This is a genomic window from Nocardia vinacea (genome assembly GCF_035920345.1).
GTDB lineage: Bacteria > Actinomycetota > Actinomycetes > Mycobacteriales > Mycobacteriaceae > Nocardia > Nocardia vinacea_A.
The window spans coordinates 652930-679656 of sequence record NZ_CP109149.1 but is presented as its reverse complement, the minus strand read 5'-3'; the positions used below and the strand labels follow the sequence as shown (position 1 = coordinate 679656).

Below are 26727 nucleotides of genomic sequence, written 5' to 3'. Positions count from 1 at the left end.
GCGTAGCCGACCTACGGTCCGGCGGCTGTCCTTTTGGACTGTGGCCGGACCGCACGGTTCGGGTACTGCTGTTGTGGAGTCTCTCCGGTCCGCTGGAACCGGCTGCCCCCGTTGATCAACTGCTCCGGATGATGTCTTCCGGTCGCACCGGCACTCGGTTGATGTGCACGTTTCCACCCCGTGATCGGCAGGCGTCACGGATCGCCGCGGCGATCGCGGGGGTAGAGGAGAGCGTGGGCGGCTCTCCGGCGCCGCGCAGCCCGTATGGGGCGTGCGGATCGGCATTTTCGAGAATCTCCAGCCGCTGTGACGGCGTATCGAGAATCGTCGGGATCAGATAGTCGGTGAAGGACGGATTGCGCACCTTACCGTCTTTTACCTGGATTTCCTCCATGACCGCCAGGCCGAGCCCCTGTACGGAGCCGCCGTGGATCTGGCCCTCCAGGGACAGGCGGTTCATGATCTTGCCCACGTCCTGGACCGCGTCCAGGGAGACGACCTTGACCAGGCCGAGGTCTGTGTCCACGTCCACCACCGCGCGGTGTACGCAGAGAGCCAGCTGGGTGTGGCTATTGCCTTGTCCCGTAACGGGATCCATGCCCGTCGTCGGCCGGTGGTGGTACTCGCGGGTCTCTTCGATAACCCCCTCATCCAGGACATCGACGATCGCCGCGAGCACCTCCCCCGTGCGCGAAACCACCTTGCCGCCGACCAGTCGCAGTCCCGACGAGGCGCCGAACTCGGCCTGGGCCAAGGCGAGTACGCGCTGGCGCACGGCTTCACAAGCCGCCTTCACCGCGCCACCGGTCATATAGGTCTGCCGGGAGGCGGACGACGAACCCGAGTCGCCGACCTGGTTGTCGGCCGGGTGAATGGTGACCCGCTCGATACCGAGTTCGGTGCGCGCGATCTGCGCCTCGACCGTCACCAATCCCTGACCGACCTCGGCGGCCGCGGTGTGCACCAGCGCAACCGGTTCTCCGGCAATGACTTCCAGCCGCACCCGAGCCGTCGAGTAGTCGTCGAAGGCCTCGGAGAAGCAGATGTTCTTGATACCGACGCCGTAACCGACACCACGCACCACGCCTTCGCCGTGCGTCGTCTGCGATGCGCCGCCGGGCAGGTTCCGGATATCCGAGGCGTCCAGCTCCGGGGGCATCGGCATATCCCGCAGCTGCCCGAGCATTTCGGCCATCGGCGTCGGCGCGTGCAGCACTTGACCGGTCGCCAGCTTGGAACCCTGCGACACCGCATTGATCTGGCGCACGTGCACCGGATCGAGATCCAGCGCCTCGGCGACCTTGTCCATCATCGACTCGTGTGCGAAACAGGCCTGCACCGCGCCGAATCCGCGCATCGCACCGCACGGCGGGTTATTGGTGTAGATGCCGTACGCGTCGATCTCGATATGCGGAATCTCATACGGCCCCACCGCGAGCGAGGACGCGTTACCGGTGACATTCAGCGTCGCCGAGGTGTACGCGCCACCGTCGAGGACGATGAGAACCTTTGCGTAGGTGAGCTTTCCGTCATTATTGGCACCGTATTCGTAGAGCATCTTCGCCGGGTGCCGGTGCACGTGCCCGAAGAACGACTCCTCGCGGTTGTACATCATCTTGACGGGCTTGCCGGTGTGCATGGCCAGCATGCCCGCGTGGATCTGCATGGACAGGTCCTCGCGGCCACCGAAGGCTCCGCCGACACCGGCCATGGTCATGCGGATCTGGCCGTCGGCGAGGCCCAGGCAAGGCCCGATCTGGGACAGATCATTGTGCATCCACTGGGTGGCGACGTAGAAGTCGAGCCCGCCGTCTTCAGCCGGAATCACCAGGCCGGATTCGGGGCCGAGGAATGCCTGGTCCTGAATGCCGACCTCGAATTCCTCGGTGATCACCACGGTGGCCAGCGCGCGGCCCACGGTGATATCGCCGACGCGCACCGGCTGATGCCGGGCGATACCGCCGCGCTCCTGCACCGCGAGCCGCTTCGGGGCCGAGAGCACCGCCATCGGGTCGGTAATGGGTTCCAGTACCTCCCAATCGATTTCGATGGCGTCGAGGGCGCGCCGGGCGATCTCGGGGTGGTCGGCGGCGACCAGGGCGATGGGCTCACCGTGGTGTCGCACCTCGCCGATGGCCAGGACCGGCTGGTCCCAGGTGTGGTCGAGGCCGTACATCTTGCGGCCGGGCACATCCTCATGGGTGAGTACGGCGTGCACACCGGTCATGGCCAGTGCGGGCGCGATATCGATACCGCGGATGATCGCGCGCGGATGCGGGCTGCGCAGGGTCGCACCCCAGAGCATGCCATCCATCCAGAGATCGGAGGCGTAGGCGAACTCGCCCTTGACCTTCAACGTGCCGTCTGGGCGCAGCGGGCTCTCCCCGATGCCGCCCTTACCCGGTGCGGCAACCTCTTCGGGGAAGCGGGTGGTCCGTGGGACAGTCATCATGCCTCCTGTCGCATCAACCGTTTGCGGGCCGCGACACCTGCGCGACCGACGACATCCTGTGCGACGGTGCGCAATTCGTCGTTTTCCACGACGGTGCGCCCGCCGACGAGCAGCCGGGACAGTGGCGGCGTCGGTCCGAAAACCAAGGAGCAGACCGGATCCTCGATCGCCGAGCGGAAACCGTCGACCCGCCAGATGGCGAGGTCGGCGAGCTTGCCGGGTTCGATACTGCCGATCTCGTGGTGGCGACCCAGATTACGGGCGCCGCCCAAGGTGCCGATCTCGAGCGCTTGGCGCGCGGTGAAGGCGGTCGGGCCGTTGACCGCGCGCTGGAACAGCATGGCCTGACGCATTTCGCCCGCCATGGAGGTCAGCTCGCTCGACGCCGCGCCGTCCACGCCGAGACCGACCGGCGCACCGGCGGCCACCAGATCGCTGACGCGGGCGATACCCGCACCGAGTCGGGCGTTGGAGCTGGGACAATGTGCCGAGCCGCTGCCGGTTTCGGCGAAACGCCGGATATCGGCATCGTGCAGGTGCACCGCGTGCGCGAACCAGACGTCCTCCCCGAGCCAGCCCAGCTTTTCCATGTATTCGACCGGGGTGCAGCCCATCTGCTCGATGCAGTGCTCTTCCTCGTCGAGCGTTTCGGCGAGATGGGTATGCAGCCGAACACCTTTAGCGCGCGCCATTGTCGCGGAATCGATCATCAGCCCCTCGCTCACCGAGAACGGCGAGCAGGGCGCGACCGCGACCCGGAGCATCGAATCGAACGACGGATCGTGGTACTTATCGATGACTTCAGCAGTGTGAGTGAGAATTTCGTCGCGACTCTCGACCACCTCGTCCGGCGGCAGACCGCCGTCCTTCTGCCCACGGTCCATGGAACCGCGGCACGGGTGGAAGCGCAGGCCGATCTCGCTCGCCGCGCGCACCTCGGCCTCGAACAGATCGCCACGTCCCTTCGGGAAGATGTAGTGGTGGTCGCTGCTGGTGGTGCAGCCGGTCAACGCCAGCCAGCCCAGCCCGGCGGCGGCCGCGCCGTAGACGACATCGGCGTCCATGCGCGCCCAGGTGCGGTAGAGACCGGTCAGCCATTCGAACAGGGTGGAATCCTGGAACAGGCCCTGGCTAGCCCACTGGTAGAGATGGTGGTGGGTGTTGACCAGGCCAGGTGTCACCAAACAGCCTGTGCCGTCGATCTTTTCGGCACCCGCGACGATCGGTGCCGGTCCCGCGCCGAGGGCTTCGATACGGCCGTCGGAGATGACGACGTAGCCGGACGCGATCTCGTCGCCGACGACCGGCGCGATGTACGCGTTCTCGATTACCGTTGTCGCCCTGCCGCCACCGCCCACGGAATCAATTCGCGAGGCAGTACGCCCTCCCGTCACCGGACCCCCGCCCCTCACCGAATCACTCCGCGATGCTGTACGCCCACCCGTCACCCAACCGCTCCCCCTGACCGAATCGCTACCTGATGCTGTACTCATTGGCCCGCCTTACGTGCTGCGACCAGTCGCACCGCGTCGAGGATCTTCTCGTATCCCGTGCAGCGGCAGAGATTTCCGGCGAGCGCCTCGCGGATCTCCACATCGGAGGGATCGGGATTGCGTTCTATGAGGTCGTGCGCCTGCACTATGAGACCCGGTGTGCAGAAACCGCATTGAACCGCACCGGCCTCGACGAAGGCCTCCTGCATCGGATCGAGTTTCGCGCCGTTGGCCAGGCCCTCGACGGTGCGCACCGAGCGATCCTGCACCTGCCCCGCGGCCACGAGACAGGAACACACCGGCGTGCCATCCAAATAGACTGTGCACGAACCACATTCGCCTTGCTCACAGGCGTTCTTGGAGCCGGGCAGGCCCATGCGCTCGCGCAGCATATAGAGGAGGCTCTCGCCCTCCCACACATCGTCGACGGTCTCTTGCGAGCCGTTCACGTCGAAGGTCACACGCATCAGGCTGCCCTCCTTCTTTCTGCTAGGTAGTCCGTCCAGGCCCAGGACAGGGTGCGGCGGGCCAGCACCGTCAGGGCGTGTCTGCGGTATTCCGCGGTGCCGCGGACGTCATCGATCGGTTTGGCGGCGGCCGAGACCAGCTCACCGAATTCGCGGACGACATCGAACGGCAACGGGGCCGGGTCATCCCAGTCCAGCGCATCGGCGAGGAACTGCTCGGCCGGCGTCGCGCGCAGCGGCGTCGGTCCGGCGGATCCGATGCCGGTGCCGATGGTGCGGGTGTCGGGGTGCAATGCGATAGCGAACGCGCAGACCGCGATCACCATGGCATTGCGGGTGCCGACCTTGGCGAAGTACTGTGGCCCGGTCGCGGGCTCGATCCGGATGGCGCGGATCAACTCGTCGGGCTCCAGGGCGTTCTTCTTCACCCACACGTAGAAGTCATCGATCGGGATCAGGCGGGTGCCACGCGCGGCCGACTCCACCTCGATCACCGCATTGCCCGCCAGCAGCGCGGGGTGGGCGTCACCGGCGGGGGACGCACCGCCGAGATTGCCGCCGACCGTGCCGCGATTGCGGATCTGCGGCGAACCGACCGTGCGCGAGGCCTGCGCCAAACCGGGCAGCTGGTGGTTGAGCCGGTTGATGATGCGCACATACGGGACGCCCGCACCGATCCGGATCCGGCCGTCGAGCTCGGTCGAGTAATCGAACAGGTCGCGACAGCGGTTGAGATCGAGCAGTGCCGCCGGACGGCCGTGGTCGAAGTTCATCTCGACCATGACATCGGTGCCGCCCTGGATGGGTTTGGCCTCCGGATCGGCAGCCTTGAGCTCGAGTGCCTCGGCCCAGGTATCGGGTCGTAGGAAATCCATCATCACTCCCAAGCCGGTCCGGGCGCGGGGGCGTCCTCGGTGAGTACGGTGCCCTCGATCAGGCCGTATGGGCGGTCAGCGGCGAAGAACACCTCGTTGTCGTTCTGCAGTCCGAAGCCGGACAGATCCACGACGAAGTGGTGCTTATTGGGCAGCGACAGCCGGACCTCGCAGACCTCCGGGACCGCGCCGATCACCCGGTCGCCCATGGCGTAGAGGGTCTGCTGCAGCGAGTAGCTGTAGGTATCGGCGAATGCCTCGAGCAGCGCACCGCGGACCTCGCGGTAGGCCTTGTCCCAGTCACCCGGCTCGCTCGCGAAACGCCACTCCGCATTGACCTCGGTGGCCAGTACGCGGTCGTAGGCCTCCTGCAGCGTCGTGTACTTGTCCTTGATATAGCCGTGGAATTCCGAGCCGGTGGAGTTGAGCACCACCAGACCCGTCAAACCCGAGACCACCCAGGCGTTTTCGCCGTCGTAGTGCACCCGCGAGGTACGGGTCTCCTGGCCGGAGCGCACGAACGAATACTGCTTGTCGCCGGGGCCGACCACGACGCGCTCCCAGGCGTACTCCTCCAGGGAGACCCGTGCGTGGTGGATGGGCGGCTGGGAATCGACGAAATGCCGTGCCAGCAAAAGACCGAACGCTTCCGGCGAGGTGATGCCGTGTTCTTTGGCGAAGGCGAATACGGTGTTCTTCTGGGTGTCGGTCGGCAGGACCGTCGCATTGTCACCGGTCAGGTGGACCTCGTCCATATCACCGGATAACGCCACACCGACGTTCAGATCCCGGATCTCATGGACGCCACCGGTTTTCGTCACCCGGACGACCCGGTTTTCCGCCTTGCCGTATCTATTCGGCCCGAGCTTGATCGACATGGTTCAGCTACCTCGATAGGTCGAGTAGGAATAGGGACTGAGCAGCAGCGGCACGTGGTAGTGCTCGGCTGGGTCGGTGACGCGGAAGTCGATGGTCACCGACGGGTAGAACGGACTGAGGTCACCGGTTTCGAAAATCAGCCGGTGGATACCGATTTCGGGCGCGGGCAGATCCTTGACGCGCCCGTCGTCGTCGGTGCGGCACTCGGCGAGCACGGTGCCATCGACATTTTCCAGCCGCACCGGCAGCCCCGCCGCCGGGCGACCGGATGCCGCGTCGAGCACGTGGGTGGACAGACTCACCTGTCCTCCAACAGCTTTCGGATCCGCAGCCGGGTGATATCGGCGAGTTCGCGTTGGGTCGCGATGCGCTCGCCCTCGGCGGTATTCGCCAAGCGCCGGCGCAGTTCGGCGCGGATCTGATCGGCGGAGCGGCCGGCGGCGCGGATCAGGAAGACGTGTCCGAACCGCTGCTCGTAGGCCAGGTTGCCGGCGGCGATGTCATCGAGTGTCTGCTGGTCGGCGCTCGCCGTGCCGGACTGCTCACCGGCGGACCACTTGGCCTCGCGCTCGTGCGTACCCGCCTTCGCGCGATCGCCGATGCGCGGATGCGCGGACAGCGCCTCCGCGATATCGGGCCAACTCAGTTCCCGTACCCCGGCGACCGCGGCGGCCATCAGGCTCGTGCTGTCCACGTAGGGCCGGTGCGCCGCCACCTTCTGCGCCCAGACGTGCGAGGCGCAGCAGGTCAGCAGTTCCGCCTCGGCCTGGTCCGGAGGCAGCGAGTTGAGCCATCCGATCTCACCGGACATCCGATCTCCCATCGAGCTTGTTCTGGTGCTGGGAGTAAGTACACCCGCCGTTCATCTGCGCTGCTAGGACCCAGAAATCCGAAGTGTGCGCCAGTTCACACGGGCTCGTTTGTGTGAATATCCAAAGCGTCGCCGGGAGGGCGTGAGCTGGGCTGTTAGCCTCGGCAACTGTGCGACTTAGATCACTTCTGACCATGAACCTCGGTCTCGAGCTCGTCACCGGCGAAGAAGAGCTCGACCGCTTCGTGCGCTGGGTAGTGACCACCGACATGCTCGATCCGAGTCGCTATCTTTCCGGCGGTGAGCTGGTCCTGACCGGGCTGCAATGGCGGCTCGAGCCGGAGGACAGCGAGACCTTCGTGCGCGCGCTGGCCCGGGCCGGAGTCGCCGGACTCGCCGCCGGTGACGCCCGCTATGGCGGCGCTCCGCCCGACGTCGTCGAGGCCTGTCAACGGCATCGGATACCGCTGTTCCGTGTCCGTGAGGATGTCGCATTCGCCCAGGTCACCGAGATATTGACCCGCAATCTGTCGACCGGGCGCGCGGCTGACCTGACCGCCATCCTCGACCGCCACCGTCAGCTCGTCTCGGGTACCGGGCTGGGCTCGGTGCTCGAGCTGATCGAACGCGATCTCGGGATGCGCTGCTGGGTCGTCGCGTCCACCGGACGTGTGGTGGCCGGACCCGCCGCGCCGCCGCCGGTCGAGGTCACGGCCGCCTTCCTGAACGCTCGCCGTCTCCCCCACGTGCTGGTCCGAGACAAGGCGCGCTACTCGCTGTTCGCCGTCGACGAGCACAGCACGTCCCGCGCCGCCGACTGGTTCCTGGTCTTCGAAGGCGACTTCAAAGACTGGCCGGAAGAACGTCGTGCCCTGACCGGCGAACTAGCCGCCGTCGTCTCGCTCGAACGCGCCCGACTCGACGACCGCCAGAGCGCCGAGGGCCGCCTCGCCCAGGAACTCATCGAACTGATCGTCTCCGATGCCAAACCCGCCGAAATCATTTCCCGCCTGGAACTGACCGGCCTCGGTCCCGCCGAAACCTATATCGCGGTGGCAGCTGGAGCAGATGCCTTGCGCCCCGGCGAATTACGCGTCCTACTGCGCGAAATCCTCTACGGCAAAAGGCCGGCCGCAGGTGTGGTCGACGGTGAAGTCATCGCCCTCATCCCTGCGGACGGCTCCGTCATCAGCGAAATCCACCGCGCCGTAGCCGCTTTGGAGCCCGGACTACAGGGGGCTCACCTCTCGATCGGTGTCAGCGGCATCGTCGACGGCGAAGGCCTACGCGGCGCTGTCGAAGAAGCCCGCTACGCCCGCCGCCTGGCCGCCGACCGCCCCACCCCCACCACCGTCGTCGGCCACGACGAACTCGCCACCCATATGCTCCTGCTGGCCAGCGTCCCCGACGAAGTCCGCCGCATGTTCCGCCTGCGTCTGCTCGACCCGTTGAGCAGCTACGACCAGGAAAACCGCGCCGACTTGGTGCACACCTTGGAAACCTTCCTCCAGGTGTCCGGCTCGTGGACCAAATGCGCTGAGCTACTTCACGTTCACGTGAATACCTTGCGCTACCGTATCCAACGCATCGAGGAACTGACGGGCCGCGACCTGTCCCGCCTCGAAGACCGTGTCGACTTCTTCCTCGCCCTCGCCCTCCGCTGAAGGAAACAACCCATGGACAGCACGGATCTATACATCCCGACTCGGCTCGGAACCTTGCACATCGTCACAACCGGGCACGGCGATCCGCTCGTGATGTGGCCGAGCCTGCTCATGGATGCCGGTCTCTGGGACGCTCAGGTCGCCCACTTCGCCGAGAACTACCTGACCATTGCGGTGGACCCACCCGGCCACGGAAAATCCGGTCCGCTCACCCGCGGCTTCACCTTCGAGGAGTGCGCGGGCTGTGTGGTCGACATACTCGACCACCTCGAACTCTCGCGGACCCACTTCATCGGGAACTCATGGGGCGCCATGATCGGCGGCACCTTGGCCGCCGAATTTCCGGACCGCGTCCGATCCGCCATCTTGATGAACGGCACGGCCTCACCGGCCCCGAGTGGTCAGAAACTGCAGTACAGGGCGCTGTTGGTCATCATCCGTATCCTGCGCGGCATCCGCCCGCCGCTCACTCGCTCGGTGGTGAGCGCCTTCCTCGGACCGACCACCGAAGCAACGCGCCCCGATGTCGTGCGCCGGGTCCTCGATACCGCGCGTCGCAATGATCCGAAATCGGTCGCTCATGCCGTCCGATCCGTGGTGATCGAACGCCCGGATCAACGCGACCGCTTCGCCTCCATCGCCTGCCCCACGCTGGTCGTCGGCGGCCGCGAGGATCGCACCTTTCCGGTACCCGAACTGGAGACCATGGCTCGGTCCATTCCCGGCGCAGAGCTGGCGGTTATCGAGGATGCCGCGCACCTCGCCGCCGCTGAGGTTCCCGAGGTCGTCAATCAACTCGTCGAAACCTTCCTGACGAACAGCGCCGCAGCGCACTGACTCGCGCCGGTCTTGCGTACGGCCGCGCCACGGCGAACGATTAGCTGTGCGGTGGCCGTGTTCGCGGGCCGTGCGGTCCGAGCACCCTCGGTGGACCACGACGCGTCAGCCTCGCTACAGAGCGGAGTGATCCCTCCGCACTAGGAGGACTCGATGTTCATCCAAGTTATTCAAGGAAAGGTTTCCGACGCCGATCGGCTGCGTCGGTGTATGGATCGGTGGACCGAGGAATTGCAGCCGGGAGCCGTCGGCTATCTCGGGACGACCAGCGGGTTGTGCAATGACGGAACGTTCATCGCAATGGCGAGGTTCGAATCCGAAGAAGCGGCGCGGCGCAATAGCAATCGTCCGGAGCAGGGCGCGTGGTGGGCCGAGACCGAGCAGTGCTTCGACGGACCGGTGCAGTTCATGGATTGCCCCGAGGTGACGCAGTGGCTGGGCGGTGGCTCGGATCAGGCCGGGTTCGTCCAGGTCATGGAGGGACACACGCGCAATCCGCGCCGCATGCGCGAACTGCTCGCCGAGGGCACCGAGCGCATCCACGAACTGCGCCCCGAAATTCTCGGCGGCACCTTGGCGACATATGGCAGCGACGGTTACGTCGAGGCCGTCTACTTCACCTCCGAGGCCGAAGCCCGCGCCCACGAAAAGCTGGAGATTCCAGACGATCTGCGCACCCTGTTCGAGGAGGAAAGCGATCTCATGGGCGAAGTCGAGTACTTCGACCTACACGAACCGATGCTGGTCTCCCCCCGCCGCTGACCCGAGCCGTCGCATATCCCGTGACACCCTCGCACAGGTTGTGTGGCCTGTGCGACGGCGTCAATACGTGTGCGACACCGTCCACCGGTACCCAAATGTGTTGCGTCGGGCGCAAACTCGAGTTGTGGGGACAGATGATCGGCTGGGCACGATCCAGCGACGTGAACCATAGCGTTTGATGTCGGTGGTCGGCGCTAGCGTGGCGGCGTGAACCGTACGGATCGGCTGTATGCGATCGTCGAGGAGTTGCGGGCGGTGGCGCCGCGGATGCGGACCGCGCGGGAGTTGGCGCAGCGTTATGAGGTGAGCGTTCGGACGATCGAACGCGATATCGCGGCCTTGCAGCAGGCAAGTATTCCGATCTACGCGGATGTCGGCAGGCGCGGTGGCTACGCGTTGGAGAAGAGCATGTCGCTGCCACCGCTCAACTTCACGGCGGCGGAAGCGGTCGCACTCGCCGTGGCTTTGGCGCGCAGCGAGGCGACACCCTTCGACCAGGCGGGGCGCAGCGCGTTGCGCAAGATTCTCGGGGTCATGTCGGAACGCAATGCGGCCGCCGCACGCGACCTCGCCGCGCGGGTTCGGTTGCTGGATCCGGTGGATGCGCCGCCTGTCCAGGCCATTCCGTCGGTCATCGGGCAGTCGATCGAAGCGCGGCGGGTGCTGCGGATCAGCTATTCGGATCGCTTCGGCGCGGCCAGTGACCGGGAGGTCGAGCCGACGGCATTCCTCAACGGATCGCACGGCTGGTATCTCATCGCGTGGTGCCGGTTGCGTGCGGAGTCCCGCTGTTTCCGTCTGGACCGAATCCGCGCGGTAATCATGACGGATACACCGATCCCGCCGCGCCCGCTCACCCCTTCGGATATTCCGAAGGACCTCGAACTCCGCACCGTCGCGCTGTGAGACGAAATCGGCGAGAAACACCGACAGGGGGTTGTCGCCGCGCCGGGTGATCGTGATCAGGCAAGACACTGATACCCGATCGCGAGGAGACGACACGGTGAGCACTCCGCCTTTCAACACGGTTGCCTGGTTCCAGGTCGGCAGCGATAAGCCGCAGGAGGTCGAGAAGTTCTACGGCGACCTGTTCGGCTGGAGCTTCGCCGCCGATCCGAATGCCGACGGCTACGACTTGGTCAGCTACCCCGCGAGCGAGGCACCCAGCGGCGGCATCTCGCACACCCCCGACACCTCGGCCAATCACGCGACCTTCTTCGTACTCGTTCAGGATGTGCCGGCTACGGTCGCCGCCGCCGAAAAGCTGGGCGGAAAGGTGTCGGTCCCACCGGTCACCGGCAAGGACGGCCTTGTCTTCGCGCACATCCTCGACACCTCCGGCAACGACTTCGGCATCTTCAGCCCACCGCCGCAGTCGTGATCCGACGGGACCCCGGCCATCGGCCGGGGTCCCCTGGTCGGCTCGAACTTTGTTGCGGGGAGCCAACATAAGGCCATATCTCGAGTCCATCGCAATTCGGCGGCTATCCGATTTATCGGATGGATGGCTGCCGAACGCGCAGGCTAGCCTCGAAGTCCGTGCGCTGCGTTATCGGATGCTGACGACCATCAATCGCGGTTGAACTCGAGAATCGAGGATCCCGATGAGCAATTCCCCGGGCATCGGACCGCACATGAGCCGCACACGTTGGTCGGCGACCCTCGGCGCAGTGATCCTCGCGGTGGCACTCAGCGGGTGTGCCTGTTCGTTCGGTGAGTATCCGGATGCCGCGAGGGTGGCGGTTGAACAGTTCACCGAGCTACTGAACAAGCGAGATGCGGATAACGCCGCGAAATTGACCTCCCAACCGAGCAATGCCGCCACATCGCTGCGACAGGTGTTCGAAGGATTGGGCCCCAGTGCTCCGGACTTCCGTTTGTCGCAATTCATCGCATTGGATTCCACGGAGGGAATCTTCGCCCTACGGGGCGCGTGGGCATTCGGACGCGATCGAAACTGGATATATGACGCGCAGGGCACGGTTCGAAAGTTGGCGACCGGCTGGCGAATCTCCTGGGAGCCAACCATCGCTATGCCACAACTGGACAACACCCGCAAGGTCCACCTGGTAAAGGCCTACCCAACGCCACCGCCTGTGGTGAAGGACAGTCTCGGACAAACGTTGATGACCGAGCAGATCCTCGCCGTGGTCCGGCTCGATCCCGCCCGCATCACCGATCCGGTCGCCACCACCGACGCGCTGGCGAAGGCCATCGAACCGGTAGCCCCGCTGATCACCGGGGCGTCCTTGCGCGCGCAACTCGCCGCCGCCAAAGGTCAACCGGTCGTCGCGGTGAATCTGCGGCAGGACGACTTCGCGGTTCTCGAACCGGACATCACGCCGATTCCCGGGGTGGTGGCGCAGCCGCAGCCACGGCTGATCTCCGCCGACCGGCGCATCCAATCACCGATGCTCGACGCGCTGCGCACGGTGTGGCAGGAGAATCGGGACAGGACTGCGGGCTGGGCGGTGCAGCTATCCGGACTCGACGGGCTTCCGGTCGCGAATATCGCCGGACAGCAGGGCACACCGGCGCCGGATGTGTCCGCGACCCTGGATCCGTACTGGCAGCGCGCCGCCCAGGATGCGGTCAACTACATCGGAAATCCGGCAGCCGTCGTCGCAATCCGCCCCGCGACCGGAGCCATTGTCGCCGCCGCCGAGAACAATGCGGCCAACACGAACGAACCGGTGGCCTTCGCCGGGCTTGCCCCGATCGGCGGCACTTCCGAACTACTGCGGACGGCCGCGGCCACCATCGCGCACAAACCGCCGCAGAACGTATCCCTCGACGAGATCACCCAGGCCGCCCGCATGCTCGGTCTCGGCATCGATTTCGAGCTGACGGGTCTGGACAAGGTGAGTTCGCGAATCCCGGCCCCGGGCACCGACGAGGTCCGACGTGGCGGCCGGGCGAGCGAAATCCAGGCCAGCCCCTACGGTATGGCGATCCTCACCGCTGCCATCGCCAGTGGACGCATCACCCCACCCATGATCCAAATTGGCTGCCCGGCAACGGCTTCCGCCGAATCGAGTCCACTGCCCGCCGCAGTGGTCGACCAACTCCGGGGCCTGATCAGCGGCGGCGGATATGTCACCACCGCGGGCGGGCAGGGCTGGCTGCTCGCCAATACCGGCGAGTTGACCTTCGCACTCCATGTAGAGGATCCGGACAGTAGCACCACCCTTCGGAACGCGGCCGAACGCATTTTCCATCCGGACCTCGGATAGGTCGACAGCTCACAGCCAACCCCCAGCTTGTCCTGAGCTCCGACCTTGCTCGGCCCGTCACGCTAGTGGAATGAGCAGAGCAGAGCCGGAGGCACGCATTCTCGTCATCGACGATGAGCCGATGATTGTCGAGCTCCTTGCGGTGAGTCTGCGATTTCAGGGGTTCGAGGTGGTCACCGCGATCAGCGGGACGGACGGGCTGGACAAGGTACGCCGGTTCCGGCCGGACGCGCTGATCGTGGATGTGATGATGCCGGGCATGGACGGGTTCGGGCTGTTGCGGCGGCTGCGCGCGGACGGAGTCGATGCGCCGGTGCTGTTCCTGTCCGCGCGCGACGAGGTCGACGACAAACTCACCGGACTGACCCTCGGCGCCGACGACTACGTCACCAAACCGTTCAGCCTCGAGGAGGTAATCGCCCGGCTGCGGGCCATCCTGCGGCGGTCGGGCAGAGATGCCGTGTTGGACCTGTCCTCCCGCATCACGGTGGGCGATATCGAACTCGACGAGGACAGTCACGAAGTCTGGAAAGCCGGTGTGCCGGTGGCATTGTCGCCCACCGAGTTCACGCTGCTGCGGTATTTCATGGTGAATTCGGGCAAGGTGCTCAGCAAGGCGAAGATCCTGGATCACGTGTGGCGCTACGACTTCGGCGGTGACGCGGGCGTGGTCGAGTCGTATGTGTCGTATCTGCGGCGCAAGGTCGATACCACCGAACCGAAGCTCATCCACACGCTGCGCAGCGTCGGCTATGTGCTGCGCGCACCGCAGCCGAGTCGGATATGAGCCTGCGCGAATCACTCGCCCGGCGGGTGTCGGCCATCCCGCTGCGGGTGGGACTTGTTGTCGCCCTGGTCTTCCTGGCCGCCATGGTGCTGCTGTCCACGGGCTTCGCGGTGACCTCCGCCTTGAGTCGATCGCTGACCGCGCGCACCGACGAGCAGCTCTACGATGCCGCTCGCTCATGGGCCGAACCACGCGAGATGAAGCAAGTCATCACGAATGCCGGTGCGACGGTGTGGGTTCCGGCCGACCTGCCGCAGGCGCCGACCCCTCGGCTGTTCACCGATCAACCCCGCCGCTTCTACGAGTTGCACAAAGGCCCTGAGGGACAGACCTATCCGGGCACCTCGGTCACGGTCGCCGGCATCGGCACCACTCCGGATATCGACGGAAATACGGCATCGGTCCCCACGACCGTCGGCTCGACCGACGGATCCGAGGTGCGGTGGCGCGCTCTGACCACCAGCAACCAGTATGGCTCGACGACCATCGCGCTACCGCTCACCGATAACCAGGAGACGGTATCGCGCTTGATCTACTTCGAACTCGGCACCGGAGCGGCCGCACTGATCGCGCTCGGTGTGGTCGGGTATTTCGTCGTGCGACGCAGCCTGCGGCCGCTGCGCAACGTCGAGAAGACCGCGGCGGCGATCGCGGGCGGCGATCTGCACCGGCGCGTTCCGGTGCGTGGTGTCGATACCGAGGTCGATCGGTTGGCGCGGTCGTTGAATGCGATGCTCGCGCAGATCCAGCACGGCGTCGCAGCCACCGAGGCCTCCGAGGAAGACGCCCGGCGCTCGGAACGCCGGATGCGCCAGTTCATCGCCGACGCCAGCCACGAATTGCGCACTCCGCTCACCACGATTCGCGGTTTTGCCGAGCTCTACCGCCAAGGCGCGAGCACGGATGCGTCCATGGTGGTCGGCCGCATCGAGGCCGAGGCCGAGCGCATGGGCCTGCTGGTCGAGGACCTGCTCATGCTCGCGCGGCTGGATGCCAAACGCCCGCTCGACCGCAGTCAAGTGGATCTGCTGGCGCTCGCCGGCGATGCGGTGCACAACGCGCAGGCCATGGCGGCGCGGCAGCAACCTCAACGCCCGATCACCCTGGAGGTCCGTCCCGGCGCCGGCACCATGGACGTGACCGGCGACGAAACGCGATTGCGGCAGGTGCTGGCCAACCTGCTCGGCAATGCCCTGGCCCACACTCCGGCCACCGCCGCGATCACCGTGCGGCTCACCCCGTCCGTGGATGACGTGCGCATCGATGTCATCGACACCGGCCCCGGCCTGACGCCGGAGGCCGCCGCCCGCGTCTTCGAACGGTTCTATCGCACCGACGACTCGCGCACCCGGGCCAGTGGCGGAACGGGTTTGGGGCTATCGATCGTGCAGGCCCTGGTGGCGGCGCACGGCGGTCGGGTGAGCGTGGACAGCGAGCCGGGCAACGGCGCGACCTTCACGATGATCCTGCCGCGTGCGACGGCCGCCTTATAGCTCACTGAGTCGGCACGAGCTGCGCTGGAGTCGGTGCGGGCCTCGGCCTTTCGTAACGCACCGGCGCCATCGCGCCGAAATGGTTGCGAACCTCGGTGCACACTTGGATGAGTCGATCCACCTGCATATCGGTGAGCCCCGCATGCAGCGAGAAACGGATGCGCGCGCGGTCGGGCGCGGTAGCGGGCCAGCACAGGACCGAACCGAAAATGCCACGGGCTTCCAGGAAGTCGCGGATCGCGATGGTGCGCTCATCCGAACCGGTCTGCAGCGCGACGATATGGCTGGCCGAACCCTCCAGATCGAATTCCAACGCCATCAGGGCACGGCGCACGATAGCGGAGATCTCGCGTAGCCGGACCCGCCGCCATTCGTCGGTGCGAATCACGTCGAGAGTCGCGGCCAGGCCGGCGATATCGTGCGGCAGCAGTGTCGCGGAGAAGACCGCGGGATCGGATTCCATCTTGAAGTAGTCGACGAAATCGATATTGTTCGCGGCAACGAATCCGGCTCGCCCCGCGAAAGCCGTTGCAAGGCTTGTGATCCGGAATGGCACCCGGTCCGTGAGGCCGAGCGCGACCACCATGCCCGCACCGTACGGCCCGTCGGTGCCGAGCGAATGCGATTCGTCGACCACCAGCACACTGCCGGTTTCGTCGGCGACATCGCAGATCTGAGTCAGCGGACAGCGACTCCCGTTGCTGCTGTAGATCGAATCCACCGCGATGATGCCGGGGCCGTGCTTGCGGATCTCGTCGCGCAGATGGCCCGGAAAATTGTGCCGGAACGAATATACCGGCGCACCAGCAGTTTTCGCGCCGTGCCACAGCGACATATGCGCAATGTGATCGACATAGACCGGCGTATGCGCGTCGGCGATCGACTGCATCAATCCGGCATTCGCATCCCAGCCCGACTGACACAAAATTCCGCCCGCCACCCGCATATGTTCGGCAAGCGTCGTTTCCAGCGTGATCTGCGGATCGTCGGGACCGTGTAGGAAGACGCCCGACGGGGGCGCTCCCCCGCTCGCATACTGCAATGCCGCGCACATCGCGCCGACGATATGCGGCTCGCGGGCAACCGCGAGATAGTCATTGCTGGTCAGCACGACGTCACCCGGCCTCGGCTTACGGCCGTGCAGAATATGCCGTCCGCCCCATGCGATCGCGACCCGTTCCCTATGGAATCGGTTGACGCGAAGGAATATGCGGTCGGCGACCGACATTGTCATCTGAACTCCTTTCACTGCTATCAGCTACCTGGATGTTCGTTAGTGCACAGTCGCTTACAGCGGAGGTGAATGCGAACGTGGCCGGGGCGCCGAGAACCGAGTGTTCCCTGGACCGGACACTAGCGCTGCTCGATGTACTGGCGCAGAATCGTAATCGGTGCGCCGCCATGATGTTATCGTGAAAGTGTGCAGCTTCGATACAGCTACCGCCTCTACCCGACATCGGGTCAGCAGACGAAATTGGCGAAGGCATTCGGGTGCGCTCGTGTCGCATCCTCGCGGCTGGGCAGACCGAGAGGTTAAACGCCTGTGAAGGCCAGGTAGGACCAGCCCCGGGCTGGCACCGGCCGTTGAAGCAGGAACCCACCAAGACAGCTCCACGGCTGTGGTAGGAATCCTCACCTCTGATGGCGGGGCGGATGTCAATACAGAGCACACACCGAGTCGGTCGTCGCAAATCACTCCTCGCCACATGTGCCGAAATCGGCGGCTCGCCCCGGAGTCTGTCGCACTAACAGCGCCCTAACAGCGACAACAGGCACGATGGTCGGGTGCGGGTACTGGTGGTCGAGGACGAGCAGTTGCTGGCCGACGCGATAGCCGATGGGCTGCGGCGGCATGCGATGGCGGTCGATGTGGTGTACGACGGCGCGGATGCGCTGGAGCGGGTCGGCGTGAACGACTATGACGTGATCGTGTTGGATCGCGATCTACCGACGGTGTCCGGGGATATCGTCTGCACCTCGCTCACCGGGGTAGGCAGCGACGCCAGGATTCTGATGCTGACGGCCGCTGCGGCGGTGGCCGAGCGAGTCGCGGGGCTCGGCCTCGGCGCCGACGACTACCTGACCAAACCGTTCGCATTCGCAGAATTGGTGGCCCGCATTCAGGCGCTGGGGCGGCGCGCGCGGCCCGCGACACCGGTGGTGCTCGAGCGAGCCGGGATTCGGCTCGACCCGCATCGGCTTGCTGTCACCCGCGACGGCGAGCCGGTTTCGTTGTCGCGCAAGGAGTTCGCGGTACTGGCCGAATTATTGCGTGCCGACGGCGGGGTGGTGTCGGCGGAGCAGTTATTGGAGAAGGCATGGGACGAGAACATCGATCCGTTCACGGGGGTGGTGCGGTACACGATCATGATGGTGCGCCGGAAGTTGGGCGATCCACCGGTGATCGAAACCGAGGCGGGCGTGGGGTACCGCGTCCGATGAGGGGCCGCACCATTCGGCTCCGGCTCACCCTGCTGTACGCGGGCGCGTTCTTCATCGCCGGGGCGATTCTGGTTGCGCTCATGTATTTCTACCTCGATCGGTCGCTGGATCGGCGACACGGGATGGGTGCCCAGATCCTCGTGCGCGAGTACCTGGCCAAGCGGAATCGCCCGATCGTCACCGAGGAGTTGTACGCGGCGCTCACCGCGCAGGCCGCCAAGGAGCGCCGCGATACGTTGGAGGCGATGCTTGTTTGGTCCCTGGTCTGTCTGGGCGCGATCGGGATCGTCGCGGGTGGACTGGGTTGGCTGCTGGCCGGGCGGGCCCTGCATCCGCTCCAGCAGATCACAGCGACCGCGCGCCGGGTGGCCGATCGCAGCCTGCACGAGCGGATCGCGCTGACCGGACCCGATGACGAAATCAAGGATCTGGCAGACACTTTCGACGCCATGCTGGAACGGTTGGATCGCGCCTTCGACGGTCAGCGGCGCTTCGTCGCCAATGCCTCACATGAACTGCGCACACCGTTGACTATCAACCGCACGTTGATCGAAGTGGCGCTGGACGATCCCGAAGCACCCGAATCGACGCATCGGCTCGGGGCAACGCTTTTAGAGGTCAATAGTCGGCACGAGCGGCTGATCGACGGATTGCTGGTGCTCGCGAGCAGTGAGCAGCGGCTCATCGAGCGCAGCCGGGTCGATCTGGCCGAGGTGGTCCGTCGGGTGGTCACTGTCGCGGGTGCTGCCGCCGACCGGGCCGGTATCGAGATCCGCACCGATGTCGAGGCGGCTCCGGTCTCCGGTGATCCGGTATTGCTGGAACGTCTCGCACAGAACCTGGTGGACAACGCGATTCGCTACAACGTCAGCGAAAAAGGTTGGGTCTCGATCAGATCGGTGAGCACCGGGGGCAATGCCCAGCTCGCGGTCGAGAATACCGGCCCAGTCGTGCCTGCCTTCGAGGTCGACGGACTCTTCGAACCGTTCCGCAGACTTGCCTCCGGCGAACGAGTCGCCGAATCGGCGCATGCACCGAACAGCCGGGGCGCGGGGCTGGGGCTGTCGATCGTGCGATCGGTCGCGCACGCACACGGCGGCGAGGTCCGGGCGACCGCGCGGCCCGACGGCGGACTCACCGTCACGGTCACCATCGAAAACCGAACGGGCGACGCCGGATAGCGCCGCCCGCGTTCGACTCAGTAGTTGTGGCAGGTGTTCGCGATCTGGCGCAGCTTGTCGATCTTCTGCTGCCCCTCGGGCGAATTGCGCTTCTCCTCGATCTTGGTCCGCGCATTCGGGTGGTTATCGATCCACTGCTGGGCGCGCTGCTTGCGCTGCTCGACCGGCAGCCCGAGGAATTCCTGCAGCTTCGCCTTGCGATCGGGATGACTGTCCAGGCGTTCGGCGAGCTTGGGCGCCTCGGCGTGAATGGCCGCATCCACCTGCGCGAAGCTGCATGTCGTCTCGATCAGTCCGCCGCCGATGCCCGGTTGCGCCGAAGCGGTTCCAGGAACCAGTAGCGCCCCCGCCGCGAGCAGACCGCCGAGTGCAACAGCGGGTCGCACGAATCCGGTACGGGTGTATGTCATGACGAATGACCCTTTCCATTGGCGATCGGATCACGGCAGGTAGTGCCGCGACCCGATGCACAGTCCACCAGGCAGGGTGTTTGCACAGCGCTAGGAACGGCGCACGCGGGCAAGCCAAGCTGCCTCATCGACAATGCTGCCCGGGGTAAGGCCGAGTTCCTGTGCCTCGACGACCGCCTCACTGACGCGTCCGCGATACCGTGCGGGCTTCAGTTCTTCCAAATCCCAGCCCGTGCCGAACGCGTCGGAGATCGCGGAGCGGCTGATGCGCGGGCCGAAGCCGGGTTCGGCATCCGAGAGCGCGAGGATGTGCAGGTACCCGCCGGGCTTCAGGACCCGGTGCAGGCTGCGCAGATAATCGGTCGGATCGCCGTTGTCGTGGGCGAAGACGTGGAACAGCGCACTGTCGAGAATGGTGTCGTAGCGCGGCTCCTCCCCCAGATTCAGCGCATCGGCCACCTCGAACCGCGCGGATACACCGTGCTCCCGCGCATTGGCCCTGGCATATGCGATCGCACTCGACGCGAGATCCACCCCGAGCACATCATGGCCGAGCTCGGTCAGCCGAATGGTGTGCTCACCGGCACCGCACCCCACATCGAGCACCGCACCCCGAATCCACCCCTGCTCGATCAGTTCGAGCACCGCGGGCTGCGGCTCCCCGATCACCCACGGCGCGGACCCGTTGTCATAGACGGCATTCCAGAATTCAGGCGGTCGATTCATATCCCCAGCCTTCAACCTCAACCCGGGTTCATGTCAACCCCACCGGGCTAGATTGCGTTGATGACCGATTCCCCACACCTGCGCCCCGCCCGCCTCGAGGACGCCGAATCCATCACGGCCATCTGGTACGAAGGCTGGCGCGACGCCCACCTCGGCAATGTCCCCGACGAACTCATCGCCGTCCGCCCACCGGAATCGTTCGACTTACGCGCCGCACAGCGAATCGACGACACTGTCGTCGCGATCATCGCTGACCAGGTAGCCGGTTTCGTCATGACCCTCGACGACGAAGTCGACCAAGTCTACCTGTCCCACCACCACCGCGGCACCGGAGTCGCCGCAACCCTGCTCGGTGCCGCCGAGCAGCGCATTCATGCTGACGGACACTCCCGCGCTTGGTTGGCCGTCGTACCAGGGAACACCCGAGCCCGCGCCTTCTATGCCCGCAACGGGTGGATCGATGAGGGCCTGTTCAGCCACCAGGCCCCTGGACCCGATGGCCCGGTGCCGGTTCCCGCCCACCGCTACGTCAAGCAGCTCGGTCTCTCGCCGAAGAACTAGCCGTGTCTCGAAGTCACTCTCCGAGGCCACCATCCGGCATCGAGCCGAGTCGAAAGACGGTTCCCGACAGTCTTGGGCAGTACCACCATTCGACTCGGCTCGATGGACGCCCCGCCACTTCGAGACAACATCTGGGCGAGACCGTCCGTGGCGAACTGTGGTTCGCCAGGTCGGTCCGGGCGCATCGGGGTCCGGCTGTCCAGATATAGCTGGCGGCTTCCGTGGGCTGGCTGCCACGTGGTGCCGACGATATTGCGTTGCCCCACATCGGATCGGCTGCCAACATCCCAGGATGAACACCGAGCAACCAGCCGCGCTCGCGCCCGGAATTGCGCCGCCTCAGCAGATCCACCTAGGTGACCTGCTGCTGCGCAGTTGGCAGCCCGAGGACCTGGTGCCACGGTTCGACGCGGTCACCGCCTCCTTCGACCACCTCCATCCATGGATGGACTGGCTGGCCGAACCCATGACACTCGGACAGCACCGTGCCTTCGGCGACGCGATGGCGACGAGCTGGCCGAGCCCCGACGGAAGTTGCAACTACGGCATCTTCGACGTCGACGGGGCCCTATTCGGTGCGATCGGAATCCACGACCGCGTCGGCCCGCGCACGCTGGAAATCGGCTACTGGTGCCATGTCGCGCATACCGGCCGAGGAATAATCACCCGCTCCGCCGCCGCGGTCCCCCGCCGCCTCGGATACCGGCTCGACCGGGTCGCACCACGCGAGGTGCGCGCCCCCGCGGAGTCGGGCCGCGGCATGTTCTGGATCAAAGACAACTTTCCGGCCAGCCGCCCAGCCGCGCGTTCTGAGCATGGCTGAGGGAGACCAGTTCGGCACGAACGCAGCCCGGCGGCGTGGACAACAGCTGAACGCGCGCTCAGGTATCTGTGTCGTGCACGCTGACCGAGTCGTCCCTGATGGCGTCGCTCTCGTCCAAGTCGGCGTCCAGGAGCCAGCCGTCTTCGCCGACTCGACACAACCAGCCATCGGCCGTGCGCTCGTAGATCGGAGCGCTGTCGACAGGGGCGAGGTCGAGCTTGAAATGGGTTTCTTCGTGAAAGGCGGCGAGCAATGCGCGCACAGACGGAGCGATCTCGGACATCTGCCCTATGCCTCCGATGAGTTCGGCAGGGCCTCCGAATTCATGAGCGCCGCCCAGTAGTCGTCTCGAAGCGCGTCCCACAGATCACTGTGCTTGGGCAGCAACTCCCGAGCGGCAGCCAAATCGGGATACGGATCGAACTTGACCGTTCCGGGTTGCACTTCCGTCAGCGGCGCGTACGACGGCAAGCAATACGCAGCGAACGATTCCGAAGTGAACTGCACGCGCAACACCCGCGCGGAGCACCCGACCAACTGCCACACAGCAACCTTGCGACCGTTCTGAGTTTGCGTGGTACGCAACCGATCTCGTCGCATCACACCGCCTCACGATTCGCAGCTGCCGTGGACTCGATACCTCGGCGCTCCGCACTCCCAGGGTGTCCGGCCCACTCGCGAACGGCATCTGCGAACCGCTTCACCACATCGGCCGTAGCACCGCTGTATGCGACTGGCGGCCCGACAATCGGATATCGCTGCGGCAGTTTCGAATTCGTCATGATCCTCCCCTTGACTGCGCTCGACACACCCGAGACCTCGGATGCCCATAAAGCGTCGCCGACCAGCCACTTCGATCCCAGCCACGAAACCGCACGCAAGTAATACGCTTCTGATACCGAGCGTTGTTGACGCGAAACAGGGGTGGCCATGATCGTCAGCAGGTGGACAGGTGTGGAGGTGAAAGCCCTTCGCGTGGCGGCGCTGCGGATGACGCAGGACGAGTTCGCCGCGCAGGTCGGCTACGAGCCACCGACGATCAGGAAGTGGGAGAAGGCGACAGTATCCCGCCCGGTACGAGGGAAGTCTGCCCAGGATCTGGACTCCGAACTTGCCCGTCTAAATGATCAGCAGGCGCAACGGTTTCGAGCAGCGGTTGCCGACGATAGCCTGGCGATGGGTGCACCGCACATTGCACGGGAAGTCGAGGGCGACGAAGTGAAGCGCCGGGAGTTCGGAGTCCTGCTCGGGACCGCGATTGCACTTCCTGCCGTGAATTCCGCCCCGTTCCCGAGTCGGATCGGAATTGCCGACGCGCACCGACTCGCGGCAAACGTCGAGGACATTGCCCGGCGCGAGCAGATCGTCGGTGGCACAGCGCTGGTGCAGACAGCCGTGGACGACCTCGAACGGGCGAAGGCCGTCCTGGAGACATGTGCCTTCGAAGAACAAGCGGGCAAGGCTTTCATGCGCGCGGCGGGCGAGCTCGCAACAATCGCCGGTTGGTTGGCCTACGACTCCGAGATGCACCCGCTCGCGCGCCGCTGTTATGCCGACGCGTTCGCATTGGCCAACCAGGCCGGCGACGAAGAACTGACCGTCCACGTATGTTTGAACGCCGCACATCAGGCGACCACTCTGTCACGCTCCGGCCAAGCGAACCCGCACCGCGCGCTCGGGCTCATCGGACGTGCGCGGGACCTGAGCCGTGGTCGCTCACCAGGCCGCGTCCATGCATTGATGGCCATCCGTGAAGCCCAGGCATACGGCGTCCTCGGTGACCGCACCGGATTCGGCAAAGCCGTTGCCACAGCTTGGCGTGAACTGGATTTCGCGTTCGAGCACGAGTCGTCCGGGGAGTGCCCACGGTGGCTCCGGTTCGTCACGACCACCGAGATCCGATGCCACGAAGCCCGCGGTATCGGAGACCTCGGCGACTTGGCAAAGGCTGCAACCTTATCGGCTGGACTCGCGCTGGAGCAGGCCGGTGCCCGCAACGCCGCGAACTATCGAGCAGGCTGGGCGGCGGCCTTGGCGAATGCGGGAGACATCGAAGGTGCTGCCGATCAAGGACTTTCGGTCATCACCGACCTCGAGCGAGAGATTTCCTCCACCCGCACCCTCAAGCTCCTTGCGCCAATCCGTGATGCGGTGCAGGGAAATTCCGACGAATTCCGGCAACGATTCGACGATCTGGCGAGAAGGGTCACCACGGCATGAATCCAGACCAGAAGGCGACAACCCTGGAGTTCCATCATCTTTCGGCCGAACAGGCCCGTGAGCGGCGCACGGAGGTCGAGGACATATTCCGCGCTTCTTACGTTCATGCGATCGAAGCTGGCGAGAAATTCGAGGCGCCGGAGGCATTCATGCACCGCTTCGACGCATACACCGACCCCAGTCGCCCCGCCGGGTTCGAGCTGGTGATCGTGGACCTCGACGGGCGCGCGTGCGGCCAAGCCTGGGGCTGGCCGCTGCACGTGAACACCGCATGGTGGGGTGGTCTCCAACTGGACGAGGGCGACGCAGCCGATTTCATCGCCGAGAATGGTTCCCGCACATTCGCACTCAGCGAAATCATGGTGCGGTCCGAACTCACCGGCCGAGGCATCGCCCACGCCCTACACGACGAACTCCTCGGTAACCGACCGGAACAACGCGCGACACTGCTCGTCCGCCCTGACAACACCCGCGCCTACACCACCTACCGCAATTGGGGCTGGTATCGCGTAGGCACCCTTACGCCGAGCTGGCCCGACGCTCCGACATTCGACGTGCTGATGCGCGATCTGGCCACCTGATCGGAAACGCCCGACATGAACTATTGCAACTGACAGGTGCGAGCGATCACGCAATTGGCAGGCTAAAAGGCCCGATAAACCACCACAACCGTTGCAGCGCCGACGATCTCACCGCGGTCGATCAAGTCGATACCCTTGACGAGCAGAATCCAACGAATGCCCCCGGCCTCGTGATGCCCAGTGCTTCGCACCGACGTCGTTGCGCAATGCGGCATCTGCGCTGGCTCTCGACCGTCCGGGAATGCCGATGACCGCGCACGCAGAAGGGCCGCCGTCTCGGGATCGGTGTAACGCGGCCCGGCGCCGTGACAGGGCGCGAAAACCACAGAGATCTCTCACAGGTCAAGGGAGCGAGGCCCGACCCGGCCCAGTAGCGTCCAGAGCGAACGAAGGAGATCGAATATGACTGGTGGGCGCAACGGATTCCTGTTGCTCGGTGGTGCGGCGTCGGTCGGGGCGGGTGCGTTGCACCTGTTCGCCGCGGGACTGCATACCGAGCACGCCACCCTCGCCCGGCTGATGGTCGTGCTCGCGGCGGCACAATGCGCGGCCGGGTTGCTGGCGTCGGTGAGCACGCGAAAGGCCATGCCGGTCACGGTGATCGGGGTGAACGTCGTGGCGGTGGTGATCTGGGGGTACACCCGGTTCGCGGGGCTGCCGTGGCCCGACGGCCTCGACACGGCGGAGGCGCCGCAGTTCCTCGACAGCACGTGCGGGGCGCTGGGGCTGCTCGCGATCGCCGGTGCAACCCTCACCCTGGCGCGCCCGAGGGCGACACTGCCCACGGCACCGACCGCGACCGCCGCCGGTCTGGCCGGCGCCCTCGCCGTCGCGGCGATGCTCGGCGGCGCCGGACACGTGCACAGCCACGACGCCGGCGACCATACCCATGCCGGCGGCGACCACCCCGACCACGGGACCGGCACCGCATGGCCGCGGCCGTGGGATCCGGCGACCCCGGTCGATGTGTCCGGCGTGCCGGGCGTGACCGCCGCGCAGGAGCAGCGCGCGACCGCCCTGATTCGCAGCACTCTCGACCAGTTGCCCGCGTTCGCCGACGTCAGTTCCATCGGTGCACTGGGCTTTCGCTCCATCGGCGACTCGGCCACCGGTTACGAGCATTACATCAACACCGGCTACATCCGCGACGACCGATTCCTCGACGCCACCCACCCGGAGTCACTGGTTTACCGGGTCGATGGCGCCGATCGGACCCTGGTCTCGGCGATGTACATCGCCAAGGGCAAGAAGATCGACGACACCGATCTGGTGGACTACGGCGGGCCACTGATGCAGTGGCACGTCCACGACAACCTCTGCTGGAAGAACAGCGCCGACGGTCCTCAGGTCGCCGGTGTCACCGACGCCCAGGGCACCTGCCCGCCCAACTCGATCAACCCCGGCGCGGGCAATCCGATGGTCCATGTCTGGATAACCGCCAACCAGTGCGGACCGTTCGCGGCCCTGGAAGGCCACGGCGCAGGGCAGGCAGCCACCACCGTGAACGGCCGCCGCACCGACACCTGCTCCCACGATCACACCGGCGGGCACCGCTAAGTGGCCCCGCGCCCTGGCGTGAACTCGTATGCAGCCCGTTCCTTCCGAAAAGGCCAGCGCTGCTGCGGAACTCACTAGATCAACGAATGACAAGCTGTCGGCGTCGCCTGCAGCGGGAACACCACAGAACTCGCCAGAGGTTGGACTGCGACGCGACACCAGGCACCGGCACTCCCCACGCTGACGCCGAACGCACCCTCATAGCCGAGTTGAGTGCGTTTGATCGTGCCCTATCGGGCATGCCCGTGAATCTCGCAGCATGGCTTCGACACCTAGTCATCAGGAGCCGGATCAACCGACTGCAACAGGCTCCAGTCAAAGAATCCCCAGTAGGTGCGGTCGCGTCCGGAGTCGGGATCGGTTGTGGTGAAGGCGGAAACGTCTCCGATGGCTCTGAGACCGTCGACATTCTCAAGCGGGCCGAAGCTGCTACGTGCGAGCTCGCCGAAAGTGCAGGACCAATGTGTCAGGTC

General features: G+C 65.5%; 28 protein-coding genes. 16 read left to right on the top strand and 12 right to left on the bottom strand.

Features of this window, described 5'->3' with window-relative positions:
* Positions 1-115: 115 nt before the first annotated feature.
* From OIE68_RS03210 to uraD, 7 genes are all read right to left on the bottom strand, one after another.
* Positions 116-2449: a xanthine dehydrogenase family protein molybdopterin-binding subunit gene (locus OIE68_RS03210; RefSeq protein WP_327097905.1), complete on the bottom strand. Its 2334-nt coding sequence runs from the start codon at positions 2447-2449 to the stop codon at positions 116-118.
* Positions 2449-3810, bottom strand: a complete 1362-nt coding sequence (locus OIE68_RS03205) for an 8-oxoguanine deaminase (RefSeq protein ID WP_327097904.1) — start codon at positions 3808-3810, stop codon at positions 2449-2451. The genes OIE68_RS03210 and OIE68_RS03205 overlap by 1 nt, the downstream gene beginning before the upstream one ends.
* Before the next feature lie 131 nt (positions 3811-3941).
* Positions 3942-4412: a (2Fe-2S)-binding protein gene (locus OIE68_RS03200; protein WP_327097903.1), complete on the bottom strand. Its 471-nt coding sequence runs from the start codon at positions 4410-4412 to the stop codon at positions 3942-3944.
* The gene (locus tag OIE68_RS03195) at positions 4412-5287 is read right to left on the bottom strand and encodes an FAD binding domain-containing protein (protein WP_327097902.1); all 876 of its coding nucleotides are present in this window, start codon (positions 5285-5287) and stop codon (positions 4412-4414) included. Before OIE68_RS03195 ends, OIE68_RS03200 begins: the two co-directional genes overlap by 1 nt.
* Before the next feature lie 2 nt (positions 5288-5289).
* Positions 5290-6165 (bottom strand): factor-independent urate hydroxylase, encoded by an 876-nt coding sequence (pucL, locus tag OIE68_RS03190; RefSeq protein WP_327097901.1) that lies wholly within the window; start codon positions 6163-6165, stop codon positions 5290-5292.
* Between the two features lie 3 nt (positions 6166-6168).
* Positions 6169-6468 (bottom strand): hydroxyisourate hydrolase, encoded by a 300-nt coding sequence (gene uraH / locus OIE68_RS03185; RefSeq protein WP_327097900.1) that lies wholly within the window; start codon positions 6466-6468, stop codon positions 6169-6171.
* Positions 6465-6977 (bottom strand): 2-oxo-4-hydroxy-4-carboxy-5-ureidoimidazoline decarboxylase, encoded by a 513-nt coding sequence (uraD, locus tag OIE68_RS03180; protein ID WP_327097899.1) that lies wholly within the window; start codon positions 6975-6977, stop codon positions 6465-6467. The genes uraH and uraD overlap by 4 nt, the downstream gene beginning before the upstream one ends.
* 194 nt (positions 6978-7171) lie before the next feature.
* On the opposite strand from uraD, the gene OIE68_RS03175 reads away from it, so the two are divergent.
* The 8 genes from OIE68_RS03175 (at position 7172) to OIE68_RS03140 (ending at position 15753) form a co-directional block, all read left to right on the top strand.
* Positions 7172-8641, top strand: a complete 1470-nt coding sequence (locus OIE68_RS03175; protein ID WP_327097898.1) for a PucR family transcriptional regulator — start codon at positions 7172-7174, stop codon at positions 8639-8641.
* Between the two features lie 12 nt (positions 8642-8653).
* The gene (locus OIE68_RS03170; RefSeq protein ID WP_327097897.1) at positions 8654-9478 is read left to right on the top strand and encodes an alpha/beta fold hydrolase; all 825 of its coding nucleotides are present in this window, start codon (positions 8654-8656) and stop codon (positions 9476-9478) included.
* Between the two features lie 153 nt (positions 9479-9631).
* Complete coding sequence (locus tag OIE68_RS03165; RefSeq protein WP_327097896.1) at positions 9632-10240, top strand: hypothetical protein; 609 nt, start codon at positions 9632-9634, stop codon at positions 10238-10240.
* 207 nt (positions 10241-10447) lie between these two features.
* Positions 10448-11146 (top strand): helix-turn-helix transcriptional regulator, encoded by a 699-nt coding sequence (locus OIE68_RS03160; protein ID WP_327097895.1) that lies wholly within the window; start codon positions 10448-10450, stop codon positions 11144-11146.
* 97 nt (positions 11147-11243) lie between these two features.
* Positions 11244-11621 (top strand): VOC family protein, encoded by a 378-nt coding sequence (locus tag OIE68_RS03155; RefSeq protein ID WP_327097894.1) that lies wholly within the window; start codon positions 11244-11246, stop codon positions 11619-11621.
* A gap of 223 nt (positions 11622-11844) precedes the next feature.
* Complete coding sequence (locus OIE68_RS03150) at positions 11845-13473, top strand: NTF2-like N-terminal transpeptidase domain-containing protein (RefSeq protein ID WP_327097893.1); 1629 nt, start codon at positions 11845-11847, stop codon at positions 13471-13473.
* Positions 13474-13543: 70 nt separating this feature from the next.
* Complete coding sequence (locus tag OIE68_RS03145; RefSeq protein ID WP_327097892.1) at positions 13544-14260, top strand: response regulator transcription factor; 717 nt, start codon at positions 13544-13546, stop codon at positions 14258-14260.
* On the top strand, positions 14257-15753 hold the full coding sequence (locus tag OIE68_RS03140; RefSeq protein WP_327097891.1) for a HAMP domain-containing sensor histidine kinase: 1497 nt from the start codon (positions 14257-14259) through the stop codon (positions 15751-15753). The genes OIE68_RS03145 and OIE68_RS03140 overlap by 4 nt, the downstream gene beginning before the upstream one ends.
* A gap of 1 nt (position 15754) precedes the next feature.
* Here the strand turns inward: OIE68_RS03140 and cqsA are convergent, their stop codons facing one another.
* On the bottom strand, positions 15755-16987 hold the full coding sequence (gene cqsA / locus OIE68_RS03135) for an alpha-hydroxyketone-type quorum-sensing autoinducer synthase (RefSeq protein ID WP_327097890.1): 1233 nt from the start codon (positions 16985-16987) through the stop codon (positions 15755-15757).
* Between the two features lie 186 nt (positions 16988-17173).
* Here cqsA and OIE68_RS46940 point away from each other — a divergent pair, with 186 nt between their 5' ends.
* From OIE68_RS46940 to OIE68_RS03125, 3 genes are all read left to right on the top strand, one after another.
* Entirely contained in the window at positions 17174-17290 is a 117-nt protein-coding gene (locus OIE68_RS46940) for a helix-turn-helix domain-containing protein (protein WP_329407422.1), read from the top strand.
* Positions 17291-17538: 248 nt separating this feature from the next.
* Positions 17539-18195 carry a response regulator transcription factor gene (locus tag OIE68_RS03130; protein ID WP_327097889.1) on the top strand — a complete coding sequence of 219 codons (657 nt, stop codon included), beginning with the start codon at positions 17539-17541 and terminating at the stop codon, positions 18193-18195.
* On the top strand, positions 18192-19376 hold the full coding sequence (locus OIE68_RS03125; protein ID WP_327097888.1) for a sensor histidine kinase: 1185 nt from the start codon (positions 18192-18194) through the stop codon (positions 19374-19376). Before OIE68_RS03130 ends, OIE68_RS03125 begins: the two co-directional genes overlap by 4 nt.
* A 17-nt stretch (positions 19377-19393) precedes the next feature.
* Here the strand turns inward: OIE68_RS03125 and OIE68_RS03120 are convergent, their stop codons facing one another.
* Complete coding sequence (locus OIE68_RS03120) at positions 19394-19786, bottom strand: hemophore-related protein (protein ID WP_327097887.1); 393 nt, start codon at positions 19784-19786, stop codon at positions 19394-19396.
* A 90-nt stretch (positions 19787-19876) separates the two neighbouring features.
* Positions 19877-20512 (bottom strand): class I SAM-dependent methyltransferase, encoded by a 636-nt coding sequence (locus OIE68_RS03115; protein WP_327097886.1) that lies wholly within the window; start codon positions 20510-20512, stop codon positions 19877-19879.
* 60 nt (positions 20513-20572) lie between these two features.
* Here OIE68_RS03115 and OIE68_RS03110 point away from each other — a divergent pair, with 60 nt between their 5' ends.
* Both OIE68_RS03110 and OIE68_RS03105 read left to right on the top strand, forming a co-directional pair.
* Entirely contained in the window at positions 20573-21073 is a 501-nt protein-coding gene (locus OIE68_RS03110; protein WP_327097885.1) for a GNAT family N-acetyltransferase, read from the top strand.
* Between the two features lie 292 nt (positions 21074-21365).
* Positions 21366-21896 (top strand): GNAT family N-acetyltransferase, encoded by a 531-nt coding sequence (locus OIE68_RS03105; RefSeq protein WP_327097884.1) that lies wholly within the window; start codon positions 21366-21368, stop codon positions 21894-21896.
* 58 nt (positions 21897-21954) lie between these two features.
* Here OIE68_RS03105 and OIE68_RS03100 read toward each other — a convergent pair whose 3' ends face one another.
* Together OIE68_RS03100 and OIE68_RS03095 are read right to left on the bottom strand one after the other, a co-directional pair.
* Positions 21955-22179, bottom strand: a complete 225-nt coding sequence (locus OIE68_RS03100) for a hypothetical protein (RefSeq protein WP_327097883.1) — start codon at positions 22177-22179, stop codon at positions 21955-21957.
* Positions 22180-22184: 5 nt separating this feature from the next.
* Positions 22185-22403, bottom strand: coding sequence for a hypothetical protein (locus OIE68_RS03095; RefSeq protein ID WP_327097882.1), 219 nt, complete (start codon positions 22401-22403; stop codon positions 22185-22187).
* A gap of 423 nt (positions 22404-22826) precedes the next feature.
* Between OIE68_RS03095 and OIE68_RS03090 the strand changes: the two genes are divergently transcribed.
* From OIE68_RS03090 to OIE68_RS03080, 3 genes are all read left to right on the top strand, one after another.
* Positions 22827-24116 (top strand): hypothetical protein, encoded by a 1290-nt coding sequence (locus OIE68_RS03090; RefSeq protein ID WP_327097881.1) that lies wholly within the window; start codon positions 22827-22829, stop codon positions 24114-24116.
* A complete protein-coding gene (locus tag OIE68_RS03085; RefSeq protein ID WP_327097880.1) occupies positions 24113-24697 on the top strand; it encodes a GNAT family N-acetyltransferase in 585 nt (194 codons plus the stop codon). Before OIE68_RS03090 ends, OIE68_RS03085 begins: the two co-directional genes overlap by 4 nt.
* Before the next feature lie 402 nt (positions 24698-25099).
* Entirely contained in the window at positions 25100-26254 is a 1155-nt protein-coding gene (locus tag OIE68_RS03080; protein WP_327097879.1) for a hypothetical protein, read from the top strand.
* The last annotated feature ends 473 nt before the right edge of the window (positions 26255-26727 follow it).

Bases quoted from the DNA above. Each gene is read 5' to 3' on its own strand.
- OIE68_RS03210 (WP_327097905.1), bottom strand. From the start codon at position 2,449: ATGACTGTCCCACGGACCACCCGCTTCCCCGAAGAGGTTGCCGCACCG.
- OIE68_RS03200 (WP_327097903.1), bottom strand. From the start codon at position 4,412: ATGCGTGTGACCTTCGACGTGAACGGCTCGCAAGAGACCGTCGACGAT.
- OIE68_RS03195 (WP_327097902.1), bottom strand. From the start codon at position 5,287: ATGGATTTCCTACGACCCGATACCTGGGCCGAGGCACTCGAGCTCAAG.
- pucL (WP_327097901.1), bottom strand. From the start codon at position 6,165: ATGTCGATCAAGCTCGGGCCGAATAGATACGGCAAGGCGGAAAACCGG.
- uraD (WP_327097899.1), bottom strand. From the start codon at position 6,977: ATGTCCGGTGAGATCGGATGGCTCAACTCGCTGCCTCCGGACCAGGCC.
- OIE68_RS03175 (WP_327097898.1), top strand. From the start codon at position 7,172: ATGAACCTCGGTCTCGAGCTCGTCACCGGCGAAGAAGAGCTCGACCGC.
- OIE68_RS03170 (WP_327097897.1), top strand. From the start codon at position 8,654: ATGGACAGCACGGATCTATACATCCCGACTCGGCTCGGAACCTTGCAC.
- OIE68_RS03165 (WP_327097896.1), top strand. From the start codon at position 9,632: ATGTTCATCCAAGTTATTCAAGGAAAGGTTTCCGACGCCGATCGGCTG.
- OIE68_RS03150 (WP_327097893.1), top strand. From the start codon at position 11,845: ATGAGCAATTCCCCGGGCATCGGACCGCACATGAGCCGCACACGTTGG.
- OIE68_RS03145 (WP_327097892.1), top strand. From the start codon at position 13,544: ATGAGCAGAGCAGAGCCGGAGGCACGCATTCTCGTCATCGACGATGAG.
- OIE68_RS03140 (WP_327097891.1), top strand. From the start codon at position 14,257: ATGAGCCTGCGCGAATCACTCGCCCGGCGGGTGTCGGCCATCCCGCTG.
- cqsA (WP_327097890.1), bottom strand. From the start codon at position 16,987: ATGACAATGTCGGTCGCCGACCGCATATTCCTTCGCGTCAACCGATTC.
- OIE68_RS03125 (WP_327097888.1), top strand. From the start codon at position 18,192: ATGAGGGGCCGCACCATTCGGCTCCGGCTCACCCTGCTGTACGCGGGC.
- OIE68_RS03120 (WP_327097887.1), bottom strand. From the start codon at position 19,786: ATGACATACACCCGTACCGGATTCGTGCGACCCGCTGTTGCACTCGGC.
- OIE68_RS03115 (WP_327097886.1), bottom strand. From the start codon at position 20,512: ATGAATCGACCGCCTGAATTCTGGAATGCCGTCTATGACAACGGGTCC.
- OIE68_RS03110 (WP_327097885.1), top strand. From the start codon at position 20,573: ATGACCGATTCCCCACACCTGCGCCCCGCCCGCCTCGAGGACGCCGAA.
- OIE68_RS03105 (WP_327097884.1), top strand. From the start codon at position 21,366: ATGAACACCGAGCAACCAGCCGCGCTCGCGCCCGGAATTGCGCCGCCT.
- OIE68_RS03100 (WP_327097883.1), bottom strand. From the start codon at position 22,179: ATGTCCGAGATCGCTCCGTCTGTGCGCGCATTGCTCGCCGCCTTTCAC.
- OIE68_RS03090 (WP_327097881.1), top strand. From the start codon at position 22,827: ATGATCGTCAGCAGGTGGACAGGTGTGGAGGTGAAAGCCCTTCGCGTG.
- OIE68_RS03085 (WP_327097880.1), top strand. From the start codon at position 24,113: ATGAATCCAGACCAGAAGGCGACAACCCTGGAGTTCCATCATCTTTCG.
- OIE68_RS03080 (WP_327097879.1), top strand. From the start codon at position 25,100: ATGACTGGTGGGCGCAACGGATTCCTGTTGCTCGGTGGTGCGGCGTCG.